Raw genomic sequence first — 14,771 nt, 5'->3', positions numbered from 1 at the left:
GGCGTTTACCGGTCGACTCGCGGGCCGGTCTCGTCGCCGAGGCCGAGCTTGCCGGGGTTGAGAATATGTTTCGGATCGAGCGCGCGCTTCACCGTCTGCAGCACCGGGAATGCCGAGCCCAGCGAATCGCGCAGGTACGGCGAACGCAGCAGCCCGACGCCGTGGTGATGACTCAACGTCGCATTGTATTGGATCAGCACCGCGTTCGCCGCGTCCCACGCCGCGCGGTACCACGCGGCCCGCTCGGCCACCGCGACATCGCCGCGCAACGAGAAATACAGGCACGCGCCGTCCGCGTAGGCATGCGACTGGTGCGCGGATCCGGCCAGCGTTCCGGGCACGGCCTGCAGCGCGGCCACCACGTCGCGATAGATCGCCGCGAGGTCGCGCCAGCGGCCGCACATCTCCAGCGTGTCGGCGACGAAGCCCGGGCTGCGCGTGAAGCCTTCCGCGCTCTTGCCGGTCAGGTAGCGCGTGTCGAGCCACTTCTCGAAGATCGCGTCGCCGTCGAGCCTCCGTCCGCTTTCCTCGCAGGTGCGCGCGCTGACCGCCATCACCGCGTCGACGATCTCCCGCGTGCCTTCGTCGGCGATCAACAGCACGTTCGTATCGGGCAGGCCGAACTGCACGCCGCTTTCGAGTTCATCGTAGAGCCGCAGCGCGGCCGGGTTCGCGCCGCGCTGCAGGATCTCGCGGCACGCGTCGAGGCCGGCCGCGAACGTGTCGAAGCCGTACGCGATCGCGCGGCCGTAGTCGGGCAGCCGATGCAGCTTCAGGCGCGCGCGCACGATGATGCCGAGCGTGCCCTCGCTGCCGATGAACAGTTGCTGCAGATCCGGGCCGACCGCCGCGCGTGAATGGCCGCCGAGCGTGACCAGACTGCCGTCCGCGAGTACCACGTCCATCCCGAACACCATGTCCTCGATCTTGCCGTAGCGCGTCGACAGCTGCCCCGCGCCGCGGCACGCGATCCAGCCGCCCACCGTGCTGATCCCGAACGACGACGGCCAGTGCCCCATCGTCAGCCCGTGTTCGCGCTGCAGCGTTTCCTCGAACACGTCGCCGAACATCCCCGCCTCGACGTCGACGATCTGGCTCTCGGTGTCGACGCCGATCAGCCGGTTCAGCCCGCACACATCGAGCACGATGCCGCCGCGCACCGGCAGCGCCGCGCCCGTCACGTTGCTGCGGCCGGCCGACGCCGTCACCGGAATCGTCGCCGCATGCGCAATGCGCATCACGGCCTGCACCTGCTCGACCGTCGACACGCGCACGACGACCGCGTGCGGCGTCGCCGGCCGGCCACCCGTCTCGGCGACCATCGACGCGGCCCACCAGTCGCGCGTCCACGCGATGACGTCGGCCGGCTGCGCCAGCACCTCGTCGGCCACCGCCCGCAGCGCATCGACCTGCTGCGGCGACACCGTGACCGGGGCCCGCTGCATGCCTGCCTCGACGGGCGCGCTGCCTGCCGCCGGCAGGTTCAGCGAGTATGGCGGCGGCGTGTGCGCGCCGACGACGTAGTTGCCGCGGTTGTAGCCGCGCTTGATGGCTTCCTTGCTGATCATCCGTTATCTCCCATGAGGATGGACTTTTCGAGGGCGACGGCGGCGACGTAGTCGCGCACCTGGCTGGCGACGGCCGCATCGGACAGGCCGAGCTCCGCCTTGAGGATTGCTCCGACGCGCGGTGCGGCGCGCGCTGACGCATCGCGCGCCATCAGCCGCGCGCGGGTGCGCCGCGACAGCACGTCATCGATGCTGCGCGCGAATTCGTGACGCACCGCGTAGAGCACTTCCGCTTCGCTGTACGGCAACCCTTCGACGATCGGCGCGAGCAGCGACGGCGCCGCATCGGCGAGGTCGCCGACGAAGCGCGCCTCGGTGCCGTAGCGTTCGCCGAGATGCGCGGCGAGCCCGCCCGAGGCGACGATCGCCTGCGGGTCATAGCCGGCCGCGCCGAGCAGGTATGCCGATTTCGTGCGGCAGCGCGTGCGGCGGCCGAGCAGCTTGCCGACCGTATCGATCGTCTGCTCGGCCATGTGCCGCGACGTCGTCAGCTTGCCGCCGACGATCGTCACGAGCCCGTCGGGCGCGACGTGGATCTCGTGATTGCGCTTCATCTCGATCGTCTTGCCGCCGGGCGGCCCGACGAGCGGCCGGCAGCCGGCGATGCTGCCCACCACGTCGTCCGCATTCAGGTCGACTTTCAACGCGGAACGCGCGCCTTCGAGCAGGAAATCGAGTTCCTGCCGCGTGCAATGCACGTCGTCGAGATCGCCGTCGTAGTCTTCGTCGGTCGTGCCGAGATACGACACGTTGCCCCAGCGCGTGATCGTCGCGCGGCGGTTGCGGCCCGGCACGGGGATCGTCACCGTGCAGTCGTTGCGGATCTTCAGCCACGGGATCGCGACGTGCACGCCCTTCGCGGGCCGCACCTGCAACGCGGCCGTGTCGCCCTTGCGCGCGCCGGTCCAGTCGCGCAGCCAGACGCCCGTCGCCATCACGACCACGCGCGCACGCACGCGCCGCTCGCGGCCGTCGGCATGCACGATCGCGCCGTCGACCTTGCCGTGGCCATCGCGCGTCAGCTCGACCACGCGCGCATGGTTCGCCACGGCCGCACCGTGAAACGCGGCCGTGCGCACGAGGTTCAGCGTCAGGCGCGCATCGTCGACGCGCGCATCGAAGTACAGGAAGCCGCCGGTCAGGTACGTTTCGTTGAAGGTCGGGCAATGCGACAGGACCTCGGCCTTCGTCAGCTTCTGGTGCAGGATGCCCTCGCGCCAGCCGCCGGCGATGTCGTAGGTCCACAGCAGGCTTTCGAAGGCTTTCGCGAGACGCGCGTCGAACACGCCTTCGCGCTCCATCACCGGGAACAGGAACGGCAGCCGCTGCACGAGATGGCGGGCGTTGCGCCGCAGCCGCTGCCGCTCGAGCAGCGAATGACGCACGAGCCCGAGATTGCCCTGTTCGATGTAGCGCAGCCCGCCGTGCACCATCTTCGACGATTTCGACGACGTGCCCGATGCGAAATCGCTCTTTTCGACGAGCGCGACGCGCAGCCCGCGCAGGCTCGCGTCGAACGCCGCATACGCGCCCGTCACGCCGCCCCCGACGATCAGCACGTCGAACGTGTCCGTCTCGAGTCGCGCCAGATGGTCGTCGCGGTTCACGCGCAGCGGCTCGGTGCCCGTCATGCCGGCCCGGTCCGTCTGGGGTTTTCTGGATGGCAAAAACATCATGCTGGTCGTTCTCCGTGCTCACGCATGAGCGAAATCGGCCGCGTGCGCGAGCTCGGATGCGATCCGCGCATGCCAGGCCGCGCGCCGGCGCTGCCGGCTGTCCGCGTCGATCGAGGGTTCGAAAACGGCGTCGGTGACGAGCGTCGCGCGGGCCGCGTCGAGCGAATCCCACAGCAGCCCCGACGCACCCGCGAGAAACGCCGCGCCGCGCAGGCTCGCGCGATCGCCTTCGCGCATCCGCCGCACGGGTACACCGCTCACGTCGGCCTGGATCTGCAGCAGCGTGTCGCTGCCCGCGAGGCCGCCGCCGACGATCAGCTCCGAGACGTCGGCCCGCGCGACGGCCTGGTTGGCCTCCATGCACGACGCGACCGAATGCGCGATGCCTTCGAGCACTGCGTACGCCACCTCGGCCTGCGTCGTTGCGATCGAGATGCCCGACAGCAGTGCACGCGCGTTCGGCTCCATCCGCGGCACGCGCAGGCCGGTGAGCGCCGGCACGAACGTCACGCCGCGTGCCGATTGCACCGTGCCGGCCAGCGCGCTGATCTGCGCGGGATCGTCGAACCAGCGCAGTTTTTCGCAGACCCAGCGCAACGCCGAGCCGGTCGTCGCGACGAAGGTTTCGAGCGAGTAATGCGACACGCCGCCATGCCGCCGCGCCGTCATCGCCAGCGTGCCGTCGTGCGCGTGACCGGGTTGCGCGTGCGATCCGGCGTCCGGGCGCGCCGTGCCGGTCAGCAAGTCGACGAAGCTGCCGGTGCCGTGCACGCACATCGCCTGGCCGCGCTCGACGCAGCCGAGACCGACGGCGCCCGCGAACTGGTCGCCCGCACACGCGAGGATCGGCACGTCGATACCGAGCAGGTCTTCGCGCGTACGGCCGAACGCGTCGGCATCCTCGCGCAGCGCGGGCAACAACGCGTGCGGAAAGCCCAGCGCGTCGAGCCACGATTCGAAATAGCGATGCTCGCCGAGCAGGTACGCGCTGGCGGAGGTGGCGTTGGTCGGTGTCGTCACGCACTCGCGCGCCTCCGACAGGTGCCACAGCAGCCACGTATCGATCGTGCCGAACGCGAGACAGCCGGCGCGATGCGCATCGGCAACGGCCTGCGACGTACGCATCTGATGCACGGCCCACAGATACGGCGAACGCACGCCTGCCGGCCGGCCGACCTGCGGCACGAGCACGCGATCCCAGTCGGCCGCGAGACGGTCGAGCTCGGCGGCATGACGCGTGTCCTGCCAGACCATCGCGGGCACGAGCGCGCGTCCGGTCCGCGTATCCCACAGCACGGCCGTCGCGCGCTGCGTCGCGAGCGCCAGCGCGACGACGCGTACGCCCAGTCGCTGCGCTTGCGCGAGCGTGGCGCGGCAGACCGCGAGCGTCTTGTCGAGGATGGCATTCGCATCCTGTTCGACGACGCCCGGCCGCGGGCTGTCGACCGACAGCGGCAGGTATTCAAGGCACGACACGTGCCCACTCGCGTCGACAAGCGCGGCACGTGTGCCGGACGTGCCTTCGTCGATGGCGAGAATGACGTTTCGGGAATCGGTCATCGCGGCGTTTTCTCGATGGCGGGGTTCAGGTAGGCCGACGTGACGCGTGCATCGTCGCCGAAGTGCGGCGCGTCGGGTTCGTTGTCGGGATTGATCGTCGTGCGCGTCGGATCCCAGCGGATCGCAAAGCAGATCGCACTCGCGACGCACGGCACGATCGCCAGGATCAGGAACGTGTGTTCGAGGCCGTAGCGCGCACGAAACAGCGGGAAGACCAGCAGGCCGAGCGCCGCGCCGATCGAGCCGAGCGCGCCGACGATGCCGTTCGCACCCGCGCGCAGCTCGCCGCGAAACGACAGCGACGACAGGCTCTTGCCGTTCGCGCCGGGGCCGGCCGAGTGGAACAGGATGAACAGCGACGGCACGACCACCGACAGCCACAGCGGCATGCGCGCATGGAACAGCCCGAGCACGACCAGCATCGCGCACACCGCCGCGAAGCCGATCGCGGACGCGCGGCGCAGGCCGACCCGGCGGCCGACCGTCGACGACGAAAAGCCGCCGACGATCCCGAACAGGTTGAACACGAGCGCGCCGAGCGTCGCGTATACGAAGTCCTTGCCGAACAGCGCGGCACTGATCAGCGGCAAATACCAACCGATCGCGAAATACTCGATCGATTGACCGATCTGGACGGTCGCGGCCAGGATCGTGCGTGGCAGGTAGACACCGCGAAAGATCAGCAGCACGTTCGCGAAGCCGCGCGTCGCCGGATTGACGATCGGCGTGCGTTCATGCGCGGGCGCGGCAACGAATGCCTGCCCGTAGATGCGCGTCATCGCGCGGGCCGCGTCGTCGAGACGCTCCTTGCGCGCGAGCCAGATCGGGCTTTCGACGAGGAATGCGCATTGCAGCGCGAGGATCGCAGCGCCGAACACCGCGGTGGCCGCCACCGAGTAACGCCAGATCGAATCGCCGACCTGCCATGCGTGAAACAGCAGCGCGAGCAGCAGGTTCAGGCAGACGGCCGTGTACCACATGCCCTGCCACGTATTGAGCCGGCTCTTCAGGCGGCCCGGCGTGAATTCCGCGAGCATCGCCATCGCGATCGCGAAATCGATCCCGTACGCCATCCCGACGAAGAAGCGGCCAGCGAGAATCGTGTTGAAATCCGGTGCGAATACCACCAGCAGCGCACCGATCACCGACAGCAGCTTCGCGGCGATCAGTGGCCGCACGCGCCCCCACCGGTCGGCCATCCAGCCGCCGATCGGGTTGAACGCGATCGCGACCCACGACGCAAACGACGTCATCCACGCGACCTGCGCGGCCGACAGATGCAATTCGTGCGTCATCGGCCCGAGGCCGGCGCTCAATGCCGAGTTGGAAAATGCGTCGAGAAACAGCCCGCCGAGCGACAGCCACCAGACGAGTCCCGCCCTGCCCGCGATACCGGGGCGCGTGTCGAGAAAGGAGATGACGTCTTCAATGCCATGAAGCTTGACCGCGATCGTTTGCACAATCGGCCTCCGTATATTTGTTCTGTAAGAGGCTCGACATTGCAGATGCGATCGACGCATGGAGAGACCATCTTACAGATAGTCTCTTATCTAGATCTGCCGGGGCAATTTACGGCGCCGGACGCGGGCATGTCAAGCGCATCCGGTTGTGCGACGCAGCGATTCTAGTTGCGCTCGCAACCATATCGGTAGTTTCCCGGGGACGGTGAATCCGCTCGTGGCGGCCGCGCCTTCCGGTGTCAGTTCGCGGTCACCACGGCACCGTCCGCCCCAGATAGTCGAGATATTCGAGCCCCGGGCGCACGCGCTTTGCGATCAGCACGTCGACGAGACTCGGCACGCTTTCCTCGATCGTCAGGCGCGCATCCGGCCCACCGAGTTCCGTGCGGACCCAGCCGGGCGCCATCAGCACCATCGCACGCCGCGTATCGGCCTGGCGCACCGCGAAGCTGCGCATGAACTGGTTCAGTGCGGCCTTGCTGCCGCGATAGACCTCGCGCATCCCGCTGACGTTGTTCGCGACGCTGCCCTGCCCCGACGACATCGCACCGATCAGGCCATCGTCGGTCACGAGATCCTGCAGCGTCTCGATCACACGCATCGGCGCCAGCGCATTCGTGATCATCACGCGCACGAACTCGTCGGTCGTCACTTCGCCGATCGTTTCGGTGGGCTCGTTCGTCGTGCCCGCGTTCACGAACAGCATGTCGAAGCGCCGGCCCGCCAGCCGCTCGCGCAGCGCGGCCAGTTGCACCGGTTCGCAAATGTCGAGCGTCTCGATGTCGAGCCGGCCGTCGAACCGGTCGGCGAGTTCGTGCAGCTTCGTGCGTCCCGATCCTGCGCGCACGGTGCCCGTTACGCGCCAGCCTTTGTCCAGGAACGCCTCCGCCATCGCGAGCCCGAGGCCGCGCGAGGCCGCGACGAGCAGGAGCGCAGGGACGTTTCGGTTCGATTCAGTGGATTGCATGGTTTCCGCCTTTGCCGGGTTTCGTCATGCAGCCACTATAGGTGTGCACCACGAAAGGCGCCAGACGCACCCGATTCAACTTGTAGTTGCATCCAACGCCATGTCAAATCGCACGGAAGCGTATCCTGTCGCCATGGAAGACATCGACCTGAACCTCGTCACCGCGCTCGACGTGCTGCTGTCGGAAGGCAGCGTGACCGGCGCCGCGCGCCGGCTTGGCCTGAGCACATCGGCAATGAGCCGCACGCTCACGCGGCTGCGGATGGCCACCGCCGATCCGTTGCTCGTGCGCGCCGGGCGCAAGCTCGTGCCGACACCGCACGCCGCCGCGTTGCGCGACCGCGTGCATGCGATCGCCAGCGATGCGCGCGCGGTGCTGCGGCCGGCGACGGCCGACGTGGACATGGCGACGCACGCCTCCACGTTCACCGTCCGCGCGGCCGCCTCGTTCATGGAAATGCTGTCCGGCCCGGTGGTCGCCGCACTCGGCGAAATCGCGCCGCAGGTGCGCATCCGCTTCGTCCCGAAGCCCGACCGCGATCCGCAAGCGTTGCGCGACGGCACCGTCGACCTGGAAATCGGCAAACGCGGCGACGATGCCCCCGAGTTGCACACCCGCATGCTGTTTCACGACTGGCACGTCGCCGTGGCGCGCGCCGGGCACCCGCTGTTCGCATCGGGCCGGATCACGCCCGCGCGCTATGCGGCCTGCCGTCACGTGATCGCGTCGCAGCTGGGCGATTTCGGCGGTCCGGCTGACGACTCGACCAACAAGGCCGGCTCGAACCACTCCGTACAGGTCGTCGTACCGGGCTACCCCGATGCGATGCGGGTCGCGGCCAGCACCGACCTGATCGCGCTCCTGCCGCGCTCGAGCCTCGGCAACGCGTTCTCGCCGGGGCTCACGGAAGCCCTCGGGCTGCGCAGCTTCGAGATCCCGGTGCGCCTGCCCGAGATCCTCGTGTCCGCGCTATGGCATCCGCGCATGCACGGCGACCCCGTGCACCGTCGCCTGCGCGATGCGGTCATCGCCGTCTGCCAGCGCGCGTATCCGGACGGCCGCGCGCCGCGCCCACCGGCACGTCGCACCGGCACGCGCGCGGCAGGCTGAGGCACGGCTCAGACCAGCCGCCCGCCACCATCGATGTGCAGGATCTCGCCATTCATGAAGCCGTTGCCCAGCAGGAACGCGATCGCTTCCCCCACTTCATCGGCGCGCCCAACGCGGCCGCCGGGCAATGCCGCCGCCGCGCCCGCGAGGATCGCATCGCGCGCTTCCGAACCGAACGCGTCGTAAAGCGGCGTCTCGACGAAGCCGGGCGCGACGACGTTCACGCGAATCGGCTTCAGTTCCAGCGCGAGCGACTGCGCCAGCGCCTCGACCCCGCGCACGGCGGCAGCAATGACCGACGTGCCCTGCGCGGCCGGACGATCCGACAGTTGCCCGCCGGTCAGCACGATCGAGCCGGTCGCGGGCATCAGCGGCAACGCAGCGCGGATCGCGTAGACCGGCCCGGCGATACGCTCCTGCCACGCGGCGAGCAGGAGATCGGGATCGGTCTCGTTCAGCTTGCCGGCAATGAACCGGCCGGCCGTGACGACCAGGTGATCGACGCGCGTGATCGTGTCGAATACGGCCTGCACGGCATGGCGGTCCGCGATGTCGGCCACCGCGACGCGCGCGCCGCCGATCGCCTGTGCGGCGGATTCGAGTTTCGCGCGGGCCCGGCCGACCAGCGTGACACTGGCGCCTTTTGCCTTCGCGGCGGCCGCGGCCTCGAGGCCGATTCCGGAACTCCCGCCGAATACCACGACGTGCGCACCGTCCAGTGCCGAAGATTGCGTTGCCTCGTTCATGTCGACTCCTCATCAGGGATTGAAGGTTCGCGAACGTTAGGTCATTCTCCATTGCGCAGGAATATGGGAGACTTGAATAAGGGTCATGCCATAAAGGAATGAGATGGATTCGCTGCGATCCATGCGTGTGTTCGTCCGCGCGATCGAGCTCGGCAATTTCTCGGCGGTCGCGCGGGAGGAAGGCACCGGCCAGCCGACGATCAGCAAGATCGTCGCCGCATTCGAGAAGGAACTGGGTGTTCGCCTGCTCGAACGCTCGACCACGAGCCTCGCGCCCACCGACGAAGGCCGCCGGTTCTACGATCGCTGCAAGCGCGTGATCGACGAATACGCGAGCGCGGTGGCCGAGGTGCGCGGGCAAACGGTGCGGCCGGTCGGCAAGCTGGTCGTCAATGCGCCGCTGGGGCTGGGCGAGCTGAGACTGAACGCGCTCGTGCTCGAATTCCTCGCCGCGTGGCCGGAGATCGAGGTCGAGCTCCAATTGACCGACCGCGTGATCGACCTCGTCGAAGAAGGCGTCGATGTCGCCATTCGCCTCGGCCAGCTGCTGCCGCCGGATGCCGTGGCGCGCCACATCGCGTCGTCGCCGCGCCTGCTGGTCGCCACGCCGGCGTACGTGGCGCGGGCGCCGAAGCTCCGCCAGCCGGACGACCTCGCGAAGCACGAGTATGTCGGCTACGCGCGCGCGGACATCGGCAACGAACTGGCCTTCGCGCGCGGCGACGAGCAAGTCGTCGTTCCGGTGCGCGGCCGGTATCGCGTGAACAGTTCGATGGCGCTGCGGGAATGCTTCCTGGCCGGGAACGCGGTGGGCAGCGGGCCGGCGTGGCTCGTTCAGGACCTGATCGACAGCGGCCAGCTCGTCCGGTTGCTGCCGAAGTGGGACATGGTGCCACCGCATGCGCTGCACCTCGTCTATGCGTCGCGCCGGTATCTGCCGCTGCGGACCCGCACGTTCCTGCAGTTCATGGAGCAGCGGATTCCCGAGCTGCCCGGGTTCCATGCGATTACCGCCCCGACCCGCACCCCGACCGCGCCCGCACCGCGGCGGGCCCGCTAGTCGACGCTCGCCGCGGCCACGGCCGGCCCGGGCACCGATCCGCCACCGTTTTCCCGATCCGCCGAATCCCCGCTATTGCAGCGGTGCCGGCGGGCCGTTCGGCTAAAATGCCGCACTTTCCACCTTGTCCGGCCCGCTCGCCATGCAACCCGCCTCCCCCGCCCAACCCGCCGCCCACGGCGCCGACGCCGCAGATTCGGCCCGCGACCTCGTCTACGGCCCGAACGACCGGCCGGCGCCGATGGTCGCCTTCGTCGCCGCGCTGCAGCACCTGCTGGCGATCATCGTGCCGATCGTCACGCCCGGCCTGCTGATCTGCCAGGCGCTCGGCGTGTCCAGCCGCGATACGACCCTGATCGTGTCGATGTCGCTGGTGATTTCCGGCATCGCCACCTTCGTCCAGTGCAAGCGCTTCGGCCCGCTGGGCGCCGGCCTGCTGATCGTCCAGGGCACGAGCTTCAACTTCGTCGGCCCGCTGATCGCCGGCGGCAGCCTGATGGTCAAGCAAGGCACGCCGGTCGAGACCGTGATGGCCGCGATCTTCGGCGTCGTGATTGCCGGGTCGTTCGTCGAGATGGGCGTGTCGCGCATCCTGCCGTTCGTGAAGCGCCTGATCACGCCGCTCGTCACCGGCATCGTCGTGCTGCTGATCGGCCTCACGCTGATCAAGGTCGGCCTGATCAGCATGGGCGGCGGCTATGGCGCGATGGCCAAGGGCACCTTCGCGAGCGCGGAGAACCTGACGCTGTCCGGCCTCGTGCTCGGCACGATCATCCTGCTGAACCGCGTGCCGATCGTGTGGGTGCGCAGCACCGCGCTCGTCATCGCACTCGTGATCGGCTATCTCGCGGCCGCGTTCCTCGGCCGCCTCGATTTCACCGGCATGCACCAGGCCGCGCTGTTCCAGGTCCCGACGCCGCTGCACTTCGGCATCGGCTTCTCATGGGCGCTGTTCGTGCCGATGCTGATCATCTACCTCGTCACGTCGCTCGAGGCGATCGGCGACGTCACGGCCACCAGCAAGATCTCGAACGAGCCGGTCGAAGGCCCGGTGTGGATGCAACGGATCAAGGGCGGCGTGCTCGTGAACGGCGCGAACTCGCTGCTGGCCGGCGTGTTCAACACGTTCCCGAGCTCGGTGTTCGCGCAGAACAACGGCGTGATCCAGATCACCGGCGTCGCCAGCCGCTACGTCGGCATCTGGATCGCGGGGATGCTCGTGGTGCTCGGCCTGTTCCCGGTCGTCGCCGGCGTGCTGCAGGCCGTGCCGGAGCCCGTGCTCGGCGGCGCGGCGATGGTGATGTTCGGCGCGGTGGCCGCATCGGGCATCAACATCCTCGCCGGCGTCCATCTCGATCGTCGCGCACTGCTGATCATCGCGGTGTCGCTCGCGCTCGGCCTCGGCGTGTCGCAAGTGCCGGACATCCTCAACAGCCTGCCGCACGCGCTGAAGAACGTGCTGGAATCGGGCGTGGCAACGGGCGGCATCTGCGCGCTCGTGATGAACTGGTTCCTGCCGGAAAAGAAGTAACGGCGCGACGCCTGACCGGCGCCCCCGCAAGCCGCGCTCCCGGTGCATCGGGCGCGCGGCTTTTTTCATGGCGGACGAGTATGTCCCGTCCGCGTTGCCCGGGATCGGCGCGCCACGCACGCGCCAATCACTCAGTTCATGCGGGCCGCCTGCTCCGTCAATCCGATGAGCCAGCGCAGGCCGCTATCCCCCTGATGCGCGGTCTTCCACAACGCACTGACCTGATGCATCGGCGTATCGAACGGCAACGGGCTGATGCGCAAGCCCAGGCTACGGCTCCAGATCCGGGCGATATAGTCGGGCACCGTCACCAGCACCGGATTGTCGCGCGCGATGAAAGGCTGGGTCGCAAAGTGAGGATTGGAAAATATCACGCGCCGTTGCTTGCCCAGCGACGCCAGCCGCTCGTCGATGAATCCATGCAGCTCGCCCTTGAACGAAGTCAGCGCATGCGGATACGCCAGAAACTCGCGCAAGCTCAGCGATTCGCCTCGCGGCCGGATCAGCTTCGGGTTGTAGAGGCAGACAAAGCGCCAGTCGAGCAGAATGCGCTGCTGTTGCCATGGCGCGCACTCGTTGAACACCCCCAACGCAATCTCGATCCCGTTTCGTTCAAACATGCTGGAGACGCGGTGGCAGTCGGTATCCAGGGAGATGAGCTTCACGCCCGGCGCCTCGGCGGAAAGCATCTTCAACAACGCGGGAAACAACGTGACCGCTATCGCTTCTGACACACCGATGCGGAAGGTCCGGCTGGCGTTTCGGGCATCGAACGGTTGCCCCGCCCGCATGGTCTCGTGAAGACCGATCAGCAGCGCGTCGATCTGCCGGGAAAGCTCCAGCGCGCGTGGGGTCGGCTCCATGCCCGACCGGCCGCGCACGAACAACTCGTCGCCAAACGCCGCCCGGAGTCGTTTCAGCGCCCCGCTCACCGCGGGCTGACCAAGAAACAACCGCTCCGCCGCACGCGTGACGTGGCGCTCCTGCATGAGTGCATGGAAGACGAGCAGCAGATTGAGATCGAATCGACGAAGATCATTCTCAATGATGGAAGTCATCATCGCAAACAATTGGAGTGATAGTCGGTCAAGCATGCATGCTATCTCCAGGCGCTGCAACAACCGTAGCGCAAACACCGGGGAAGGCAATGCACAACGACACTGGCAGGGTGGTGGTACTGGGCGGCTCGTCCGGCATCGGCCTCGCGACCGTCCGGCGACTGGCCGGCGCCGGCTACGACGTGATCGCCACGGGACGCGATGCGGACAAGTTGCAGGCCGCGACGGCATCGATCGACGGATCGGTGCGTATCGACGCGTTTGACGGGGCACAGCGCGAGCAATTGGAGCGCTTCTTCGCGAGCGCCGGGAGCATCGACCACCTGGTGATCGCATTGAGTGGCGGCGACGGAGCCGGCCCTTTCAGGGAACTCGATCTGGGCAGCCTGCGGCGCGGCTTCGACGCGAAGTTCTGGCCACATGTCCAGGCGGCGCAGGCGGCCCTGCCGACCTTGCGCAGCGGGGGCAGCATCACCTTCGTCACCGCCATTTCCGCGCGCGTCGCCAACCCGGGTACCAGCGGCCTGGCCGCGATCAATGCCGCCATCGAGGCAATGGTGCCGGTACTGGCCCGCGAACTGGCGCCAACCCGGGTCAACGCGGTCTCGCCCGGCGTGGTGAAGACGCCGTGGTGGAACGGCCTACCCGACGACGCCCGGCAAGCCTTCTTCGAGCAACACGCAAGCGCATTGCCCGTGGGACGCATCGGCGAGCCCGACGACGTCGCGCAGGCCATCGCCTTCCTGATCGGAAATGGCTACACCACGGGCAGCGTCATCGAGTGCGACGGCGGCCTGCATCTCCTGTGATCGGGAGAAGCGGGTTCAGCCGCCGGCGCCGCGACGTCATGAAAGGCACCCTGCCGTACGAACTGATTGAACGACATCCGGATTGCAACCTCCCGCGCGACCGCAACCCGGGCACGTGACTCGTTGTTTCGACCACAACTCGAAGGAGAAAACCGCCTATGTCCAGGCAACTGTTCATCAACCTGCCGGTGCGGGACCTGTCAAAGGCGACGGCGTTCTACACCGCCATCGGCGCCAGCATGAATCCGCAGTTCAGTGACGACACGAGTTCCTGCATGGTGCTGTCGGACACGCTCTTCGTCATGCTCATGACGCATGAAAAATGGGCGCGCTTCACGAAGAAGCCGATCGTCGATTCCCGGCGCGAAAGCGAGGTCATGCTCGCGCTCAGCGCCGACGATCGCGAGAGCGTGGACAGGCTGACCGACATTGCGGGCGCGCATGGCGGCAAGGCAGACGTCAACGCCCGGCAGGATCTCGGCTTCATGTACGGTCGAAGCTTCGAAGACCCCGACGGACATATCTGGGAAGTGATGTTCGTCGACATGTCCCGCATCGAGGGATAACGTCGCCCGATTCGAAGCGAAGGGCGAGCCATCGCACACTTCATGCCGACGTCCCGCCCCCTGGGCGCGGACGACCGGGCGCCGGCCGGGCACGGATTCGAATCTGCGAAACGCAGGGGCGGCCTGGCCGGAGACTCGACGGTGACGATCGATCGTCAAACCACGTCAGACCCGCTTTGCCGATCGATCCGCGATGGTTAGAATTGCTTCATGCCTCAAACCCCCGCCCCCACCAACGCCCCCGAAGCGAGCACCGTCCCGGTCAAGGAACGTGCGACCATCGTCTGCTACCGCGGTGAGAAAGTCTTGCTCGTTGCCCGTGCGGCGTCGCGCTGGGCCCTTCCCGGCGGCACGATCAAGCGCGGGGAAACGCCGCTCGAAGCCGCACATCGCGAGTTATCCGAAGAAACCGGCATGACCGGCCAGCATCTCGTCTACTCGATGCAGTTCACCGGCCTCGCGAAGATCCATCACGTGTTCTTCGCCGAAGTCGGCCCGGACCAGACGCCGCAAGCGAACAACGAGATCGAGAAATGCAAGTGGTTTCCGATCGACAGCGTCGACGGGTTGCGCGCCAGCATTCCGACGAAGCGCATCGTCGAACTCGTTTATCAACACGAAATCAGCAAGACGTAGCCCGCGACGGACGTGCGTATTCG

At 67.7% G+C, this 14,771-nt stretch carries 13 protein-coding genes; 6 read left to right on the top strand and 7 right to left on the bottom strand.

The features are described 5' to 3' along the window. Positions 1-5 precede the first annotated feature (5 nt). From CFB40_RS22515 to CFB40_RS22495, 5 genes are all read right to left on the bottom strand, one after another. Complete coding sequence (locus tag CFB40_RS22515; RefSeq protein WP_089432419.1) at positions 6-1,568, bottom strand: FAD-binding oxidoreductase; 1,563 nt, start codon at positions 1,566-1,568, stop codon at positions 6-8. After that, positions 1,565-3,244, bottom strand: a complete 1,680-nt coding sequence (locus CFB40_RS22510; protein ID WP_089432418.1) for a glycerol-3-phosphate dehydrogenase/oxidase — start codon at positions 3,242-3,244, stop codon at positions 1,565-1,567. Before CFB40_RS22510 ends, CFB40_RS22515 begins: the two co-directional genes overlap by 4 nt. An 18-nt stretch (positions 3,245-3,262) precedes the next feature. Beyond that, positions 3,263-4,804, bottom strand: a complete 1,542-nt coding sequence (locus tag CFB40_RS22505) for an FGGY family carbohydrate kinase (RefSeq protein ID WP_089432417.1) — start codon at positions 4,802-4,804, stop codon at positions 3,263-3,265. Next, positions 4,801-6,264 (bottom strand): MFS transporter, encoded by a 1,464-nt coding sequence (locus CFB40_RS22500; RefSeq protein ID WP_089427908.1) that lies wholly within the window; start codon positions 6,262-6,264, stop codon positions 4,801-4,803. Before CFB40_RS22500 ends, CFB40_RS22505 begins: the two co-directional genes overlap by 4 nt. Positions 6,265-6,514: 250 nt before the next feature. Continuing rightward, positions 6,515-7,231 carry an SDR family oxidoreductase gene (locus CFB40_RS22495; protein ID WP_089427909.1) on the bottom strand — a complete coding sequence of 239 codons (717 nt, stop codon included), beginning with the start codon at positions 7,229-7,231 and terminating at the stop codon, positions 6,515-6,517. Between the two features lie 133 nt (positions 7,232-7,364). On the opposite strand from CFB40_RS22495, the gene CFB40_RS22490 reads away from it, so the two are divergent. Next, positions 7,365-8,342 (top strand): LysR family transcriptional regulator, encoded by a 978-nt coding sequence (locus CFB40_RS22490; RefSeq protein WP_089427910.1) that lies wholly within the window; start codon positions 7,365-7,367, stop codon positions 8,340-8,342. 8 nt (positions 8,343-8,350) lie between these two features. On the opposite strand, the gene CFB40_RS22485 is transcribed toward CFB40_RS22490, so the two are convergent. Beyond that, entirely contained in the window at positions 8,351-9,088 is a 738-nt protein-coding gene (locus CFB40_RS22485; protein ID WP_089432416.1) for an SDR family oxidoreductase, read from the bottom strand. Between the two features lie 103 nt (positions 9,089-9,191). On the opposite strand from CFB40_RS22485, the gene CFB40_RS22480 reads away from it, so the two are divergent. Together CFB40_RS22480 and CFB40_RS22475 are read left to right on the top strand one after the other, a co-directional pair. Further along, positions 9,192-10,148: a LysR family transcriptional regulator gene (locus CFB40_RS22480; RefSeq protein WP_089432415.1), complete on the top strand. Its 957-nt coding sequence runs from the start codon at positions 9,192-9,194 to the stop codon at positions 10,146-10,148. Positions 10,149-10,290: 142 nt separating this feature from the next. Then, entirely contained in the window at positions 10,291-11,679 is a 1,389-nt protein-coding gene (locus CFB40_RS22475; RefSeq protein WP_089427913.1) for a nucleobase:cation symporter-2 family protein, read from the top strand. Between the two features lie 131 nt (positions 11,680-11,810). On the opposite strand, the gene CFB40_RS22470 is transcribed toward CFB40_RS22475, so the two are convergent. Next, the gene (locus CFB40_RS22470) at positions 11,811-12,773 is read right to left on the bottom strand and encodes a LysR family transcriptional regulator (protein WP_256976883.1); all 963 of its coding nucleotides are present in this window, start codon (positions 12,771-12,773) and stop codon (positions 11,811-11,813) included. A 53-nt stretch (positions 12,774-12,826) separates the two neighbouring features. Between CFB40_RS22470 and CFB40_RS22465 the strand changes: the two genes are divergently transcribed. The 3 genes from CFB40_RS22465 to CFB40_RS22455 all read left to right on the top strand — a co-directional run bounded on the left by CFB40_RS22465 (position 12,827) and on the right by CFB40_RS22455 (position 14,748). Then, positions 12,827-13,546 carry an SDR family oxidoreductase gene (locus tag CFB40_RS22465; protein ID WP_089432414.1) on the top strand — a complete coding sequence of 240 codons (720 nt, stop codon included), beginning with the start codon at positions 12,827-12,829 and terminating at the stop codon, positions 13,544-13,546. Between the two features lie 158 nt (positions 13,547-13,704). Continuing rightward, positions 13,705-14,112, top strand: coding sequence for a VOC family protein (locus tag CFB40_RS22460; protein WP_089427915.1), 408 nt, complete (start codon positions 13,705-13,707; stop codon positions 14,110-14,112). 210 nt (positions 14,113-14,322) lie between these two features. Continuing rightward, complete coding sequence (locus CFB40_RS22455; RefSeq protein WP_089427916.1) at positions 14,323-14,748, top strand: NUDIX hydrolase; 426 nt, start codon at positions 14,323-14,325, stop codon at positions 14,746-14,748. The last annotated feature ends 23 nt before the right edge of the window (positions 14,749-14,771 follow it).

This window comes from Burkholderia sp. AU31652 (assembly GCF_002223155.1).
Taxonomy (GTDB): Bacteria; Pseudomonadota; Gammaproteobacteria; order Burkholderiales; family Burkholderiaceae; genus Burkholderia.
The sequence above is the reverse complement of the archived record's forward strand: the minus strand, read 5'-3'. Positions and strand labels throughout refer to the sequence as shown.

Coding starts and splice junctions, on each gene's coding strand:
- CFB40_RS22490 (WP_089427910.1), top strand. CDS start 7,365: ATGGAAGACATCGACCTGAACCTCGTCACCGCGCTCGACGTGCTGCTG.
- CFB40_RS22465 (WP_089432414.1), top strand. CDS start 12,827: ATGCACAACGACACTGGCAGGGTGGTGGTACTGGGCGGCTCGTCCGGC.
- CFB40_RS22505 (WP_089432417.1), bottom strand. CDS start 4,804: ATGACCGATTCCCGAAACGTCATTCTCGCCATCGACGAAGGCACGTCC.
- CFB40_RS22485 (WP_089432416.1), bottom strand. CDS start 9,088: ATGAACGAGGCAACGCAATCTTCGGCACTGGACGGTGCGCACGTCGTG.
- CFB40_RS22470 (WP_256976883.1), bottom strand. CDS start 12,773: ATGCTTGACCGACTATCACTCCAATTGTTTGCGATGATGACTTCCATC.
- CFB40_RS22495 (WP_089427909.1), bottom strand. CDS start 7,231: ATGCAATCCACTGAATCGAACCGAAACGTCCCTGCGCTCCTGCTCGTC.
- CFB40_RS22475 (WP_089427913.1), top strand. CDS start 10,291: ATGCAACCCGCCTCCCCCGCCCAACCCGCCGCCCACGGCGCCGACGCC.
- CFB40_RS22510 (WP_089432418.1), bottom strand. CDS start 3,244: ATGATGTTTTTGCCATCCAGAAAACCCCAGACGGACCGGGCCGGCATG.
- CFB40_RS22480 (WP_089432415.1), top strand. CDS start 9,192: ATGGATTCGCTGCGATCCATGCGTGTGTTCGTCCGCGCGATCGAGCTC.
- CFB40_RS22515 (WP_089432419.1), bottom strand. CDS start 1,568: ATGATCAGCAAGGAAGCCATCAAGCGCGGCTACAACCGCGGCAACTAC.
- CFB40_RS22460 (WP_089427915.1), top strand. CDS start 13,705: ATGTCCAGGCAACTGTTCATCAACCTGCCGGTGCGGGACCTGTCAAAG.
- CFB40_RS22455 (WP_089427916.1), top strand. CDS start 14,323: ATGCCTCAAACCCCCGCCCCCACCAACGCCCCCGAAGCGAGCACCGTC.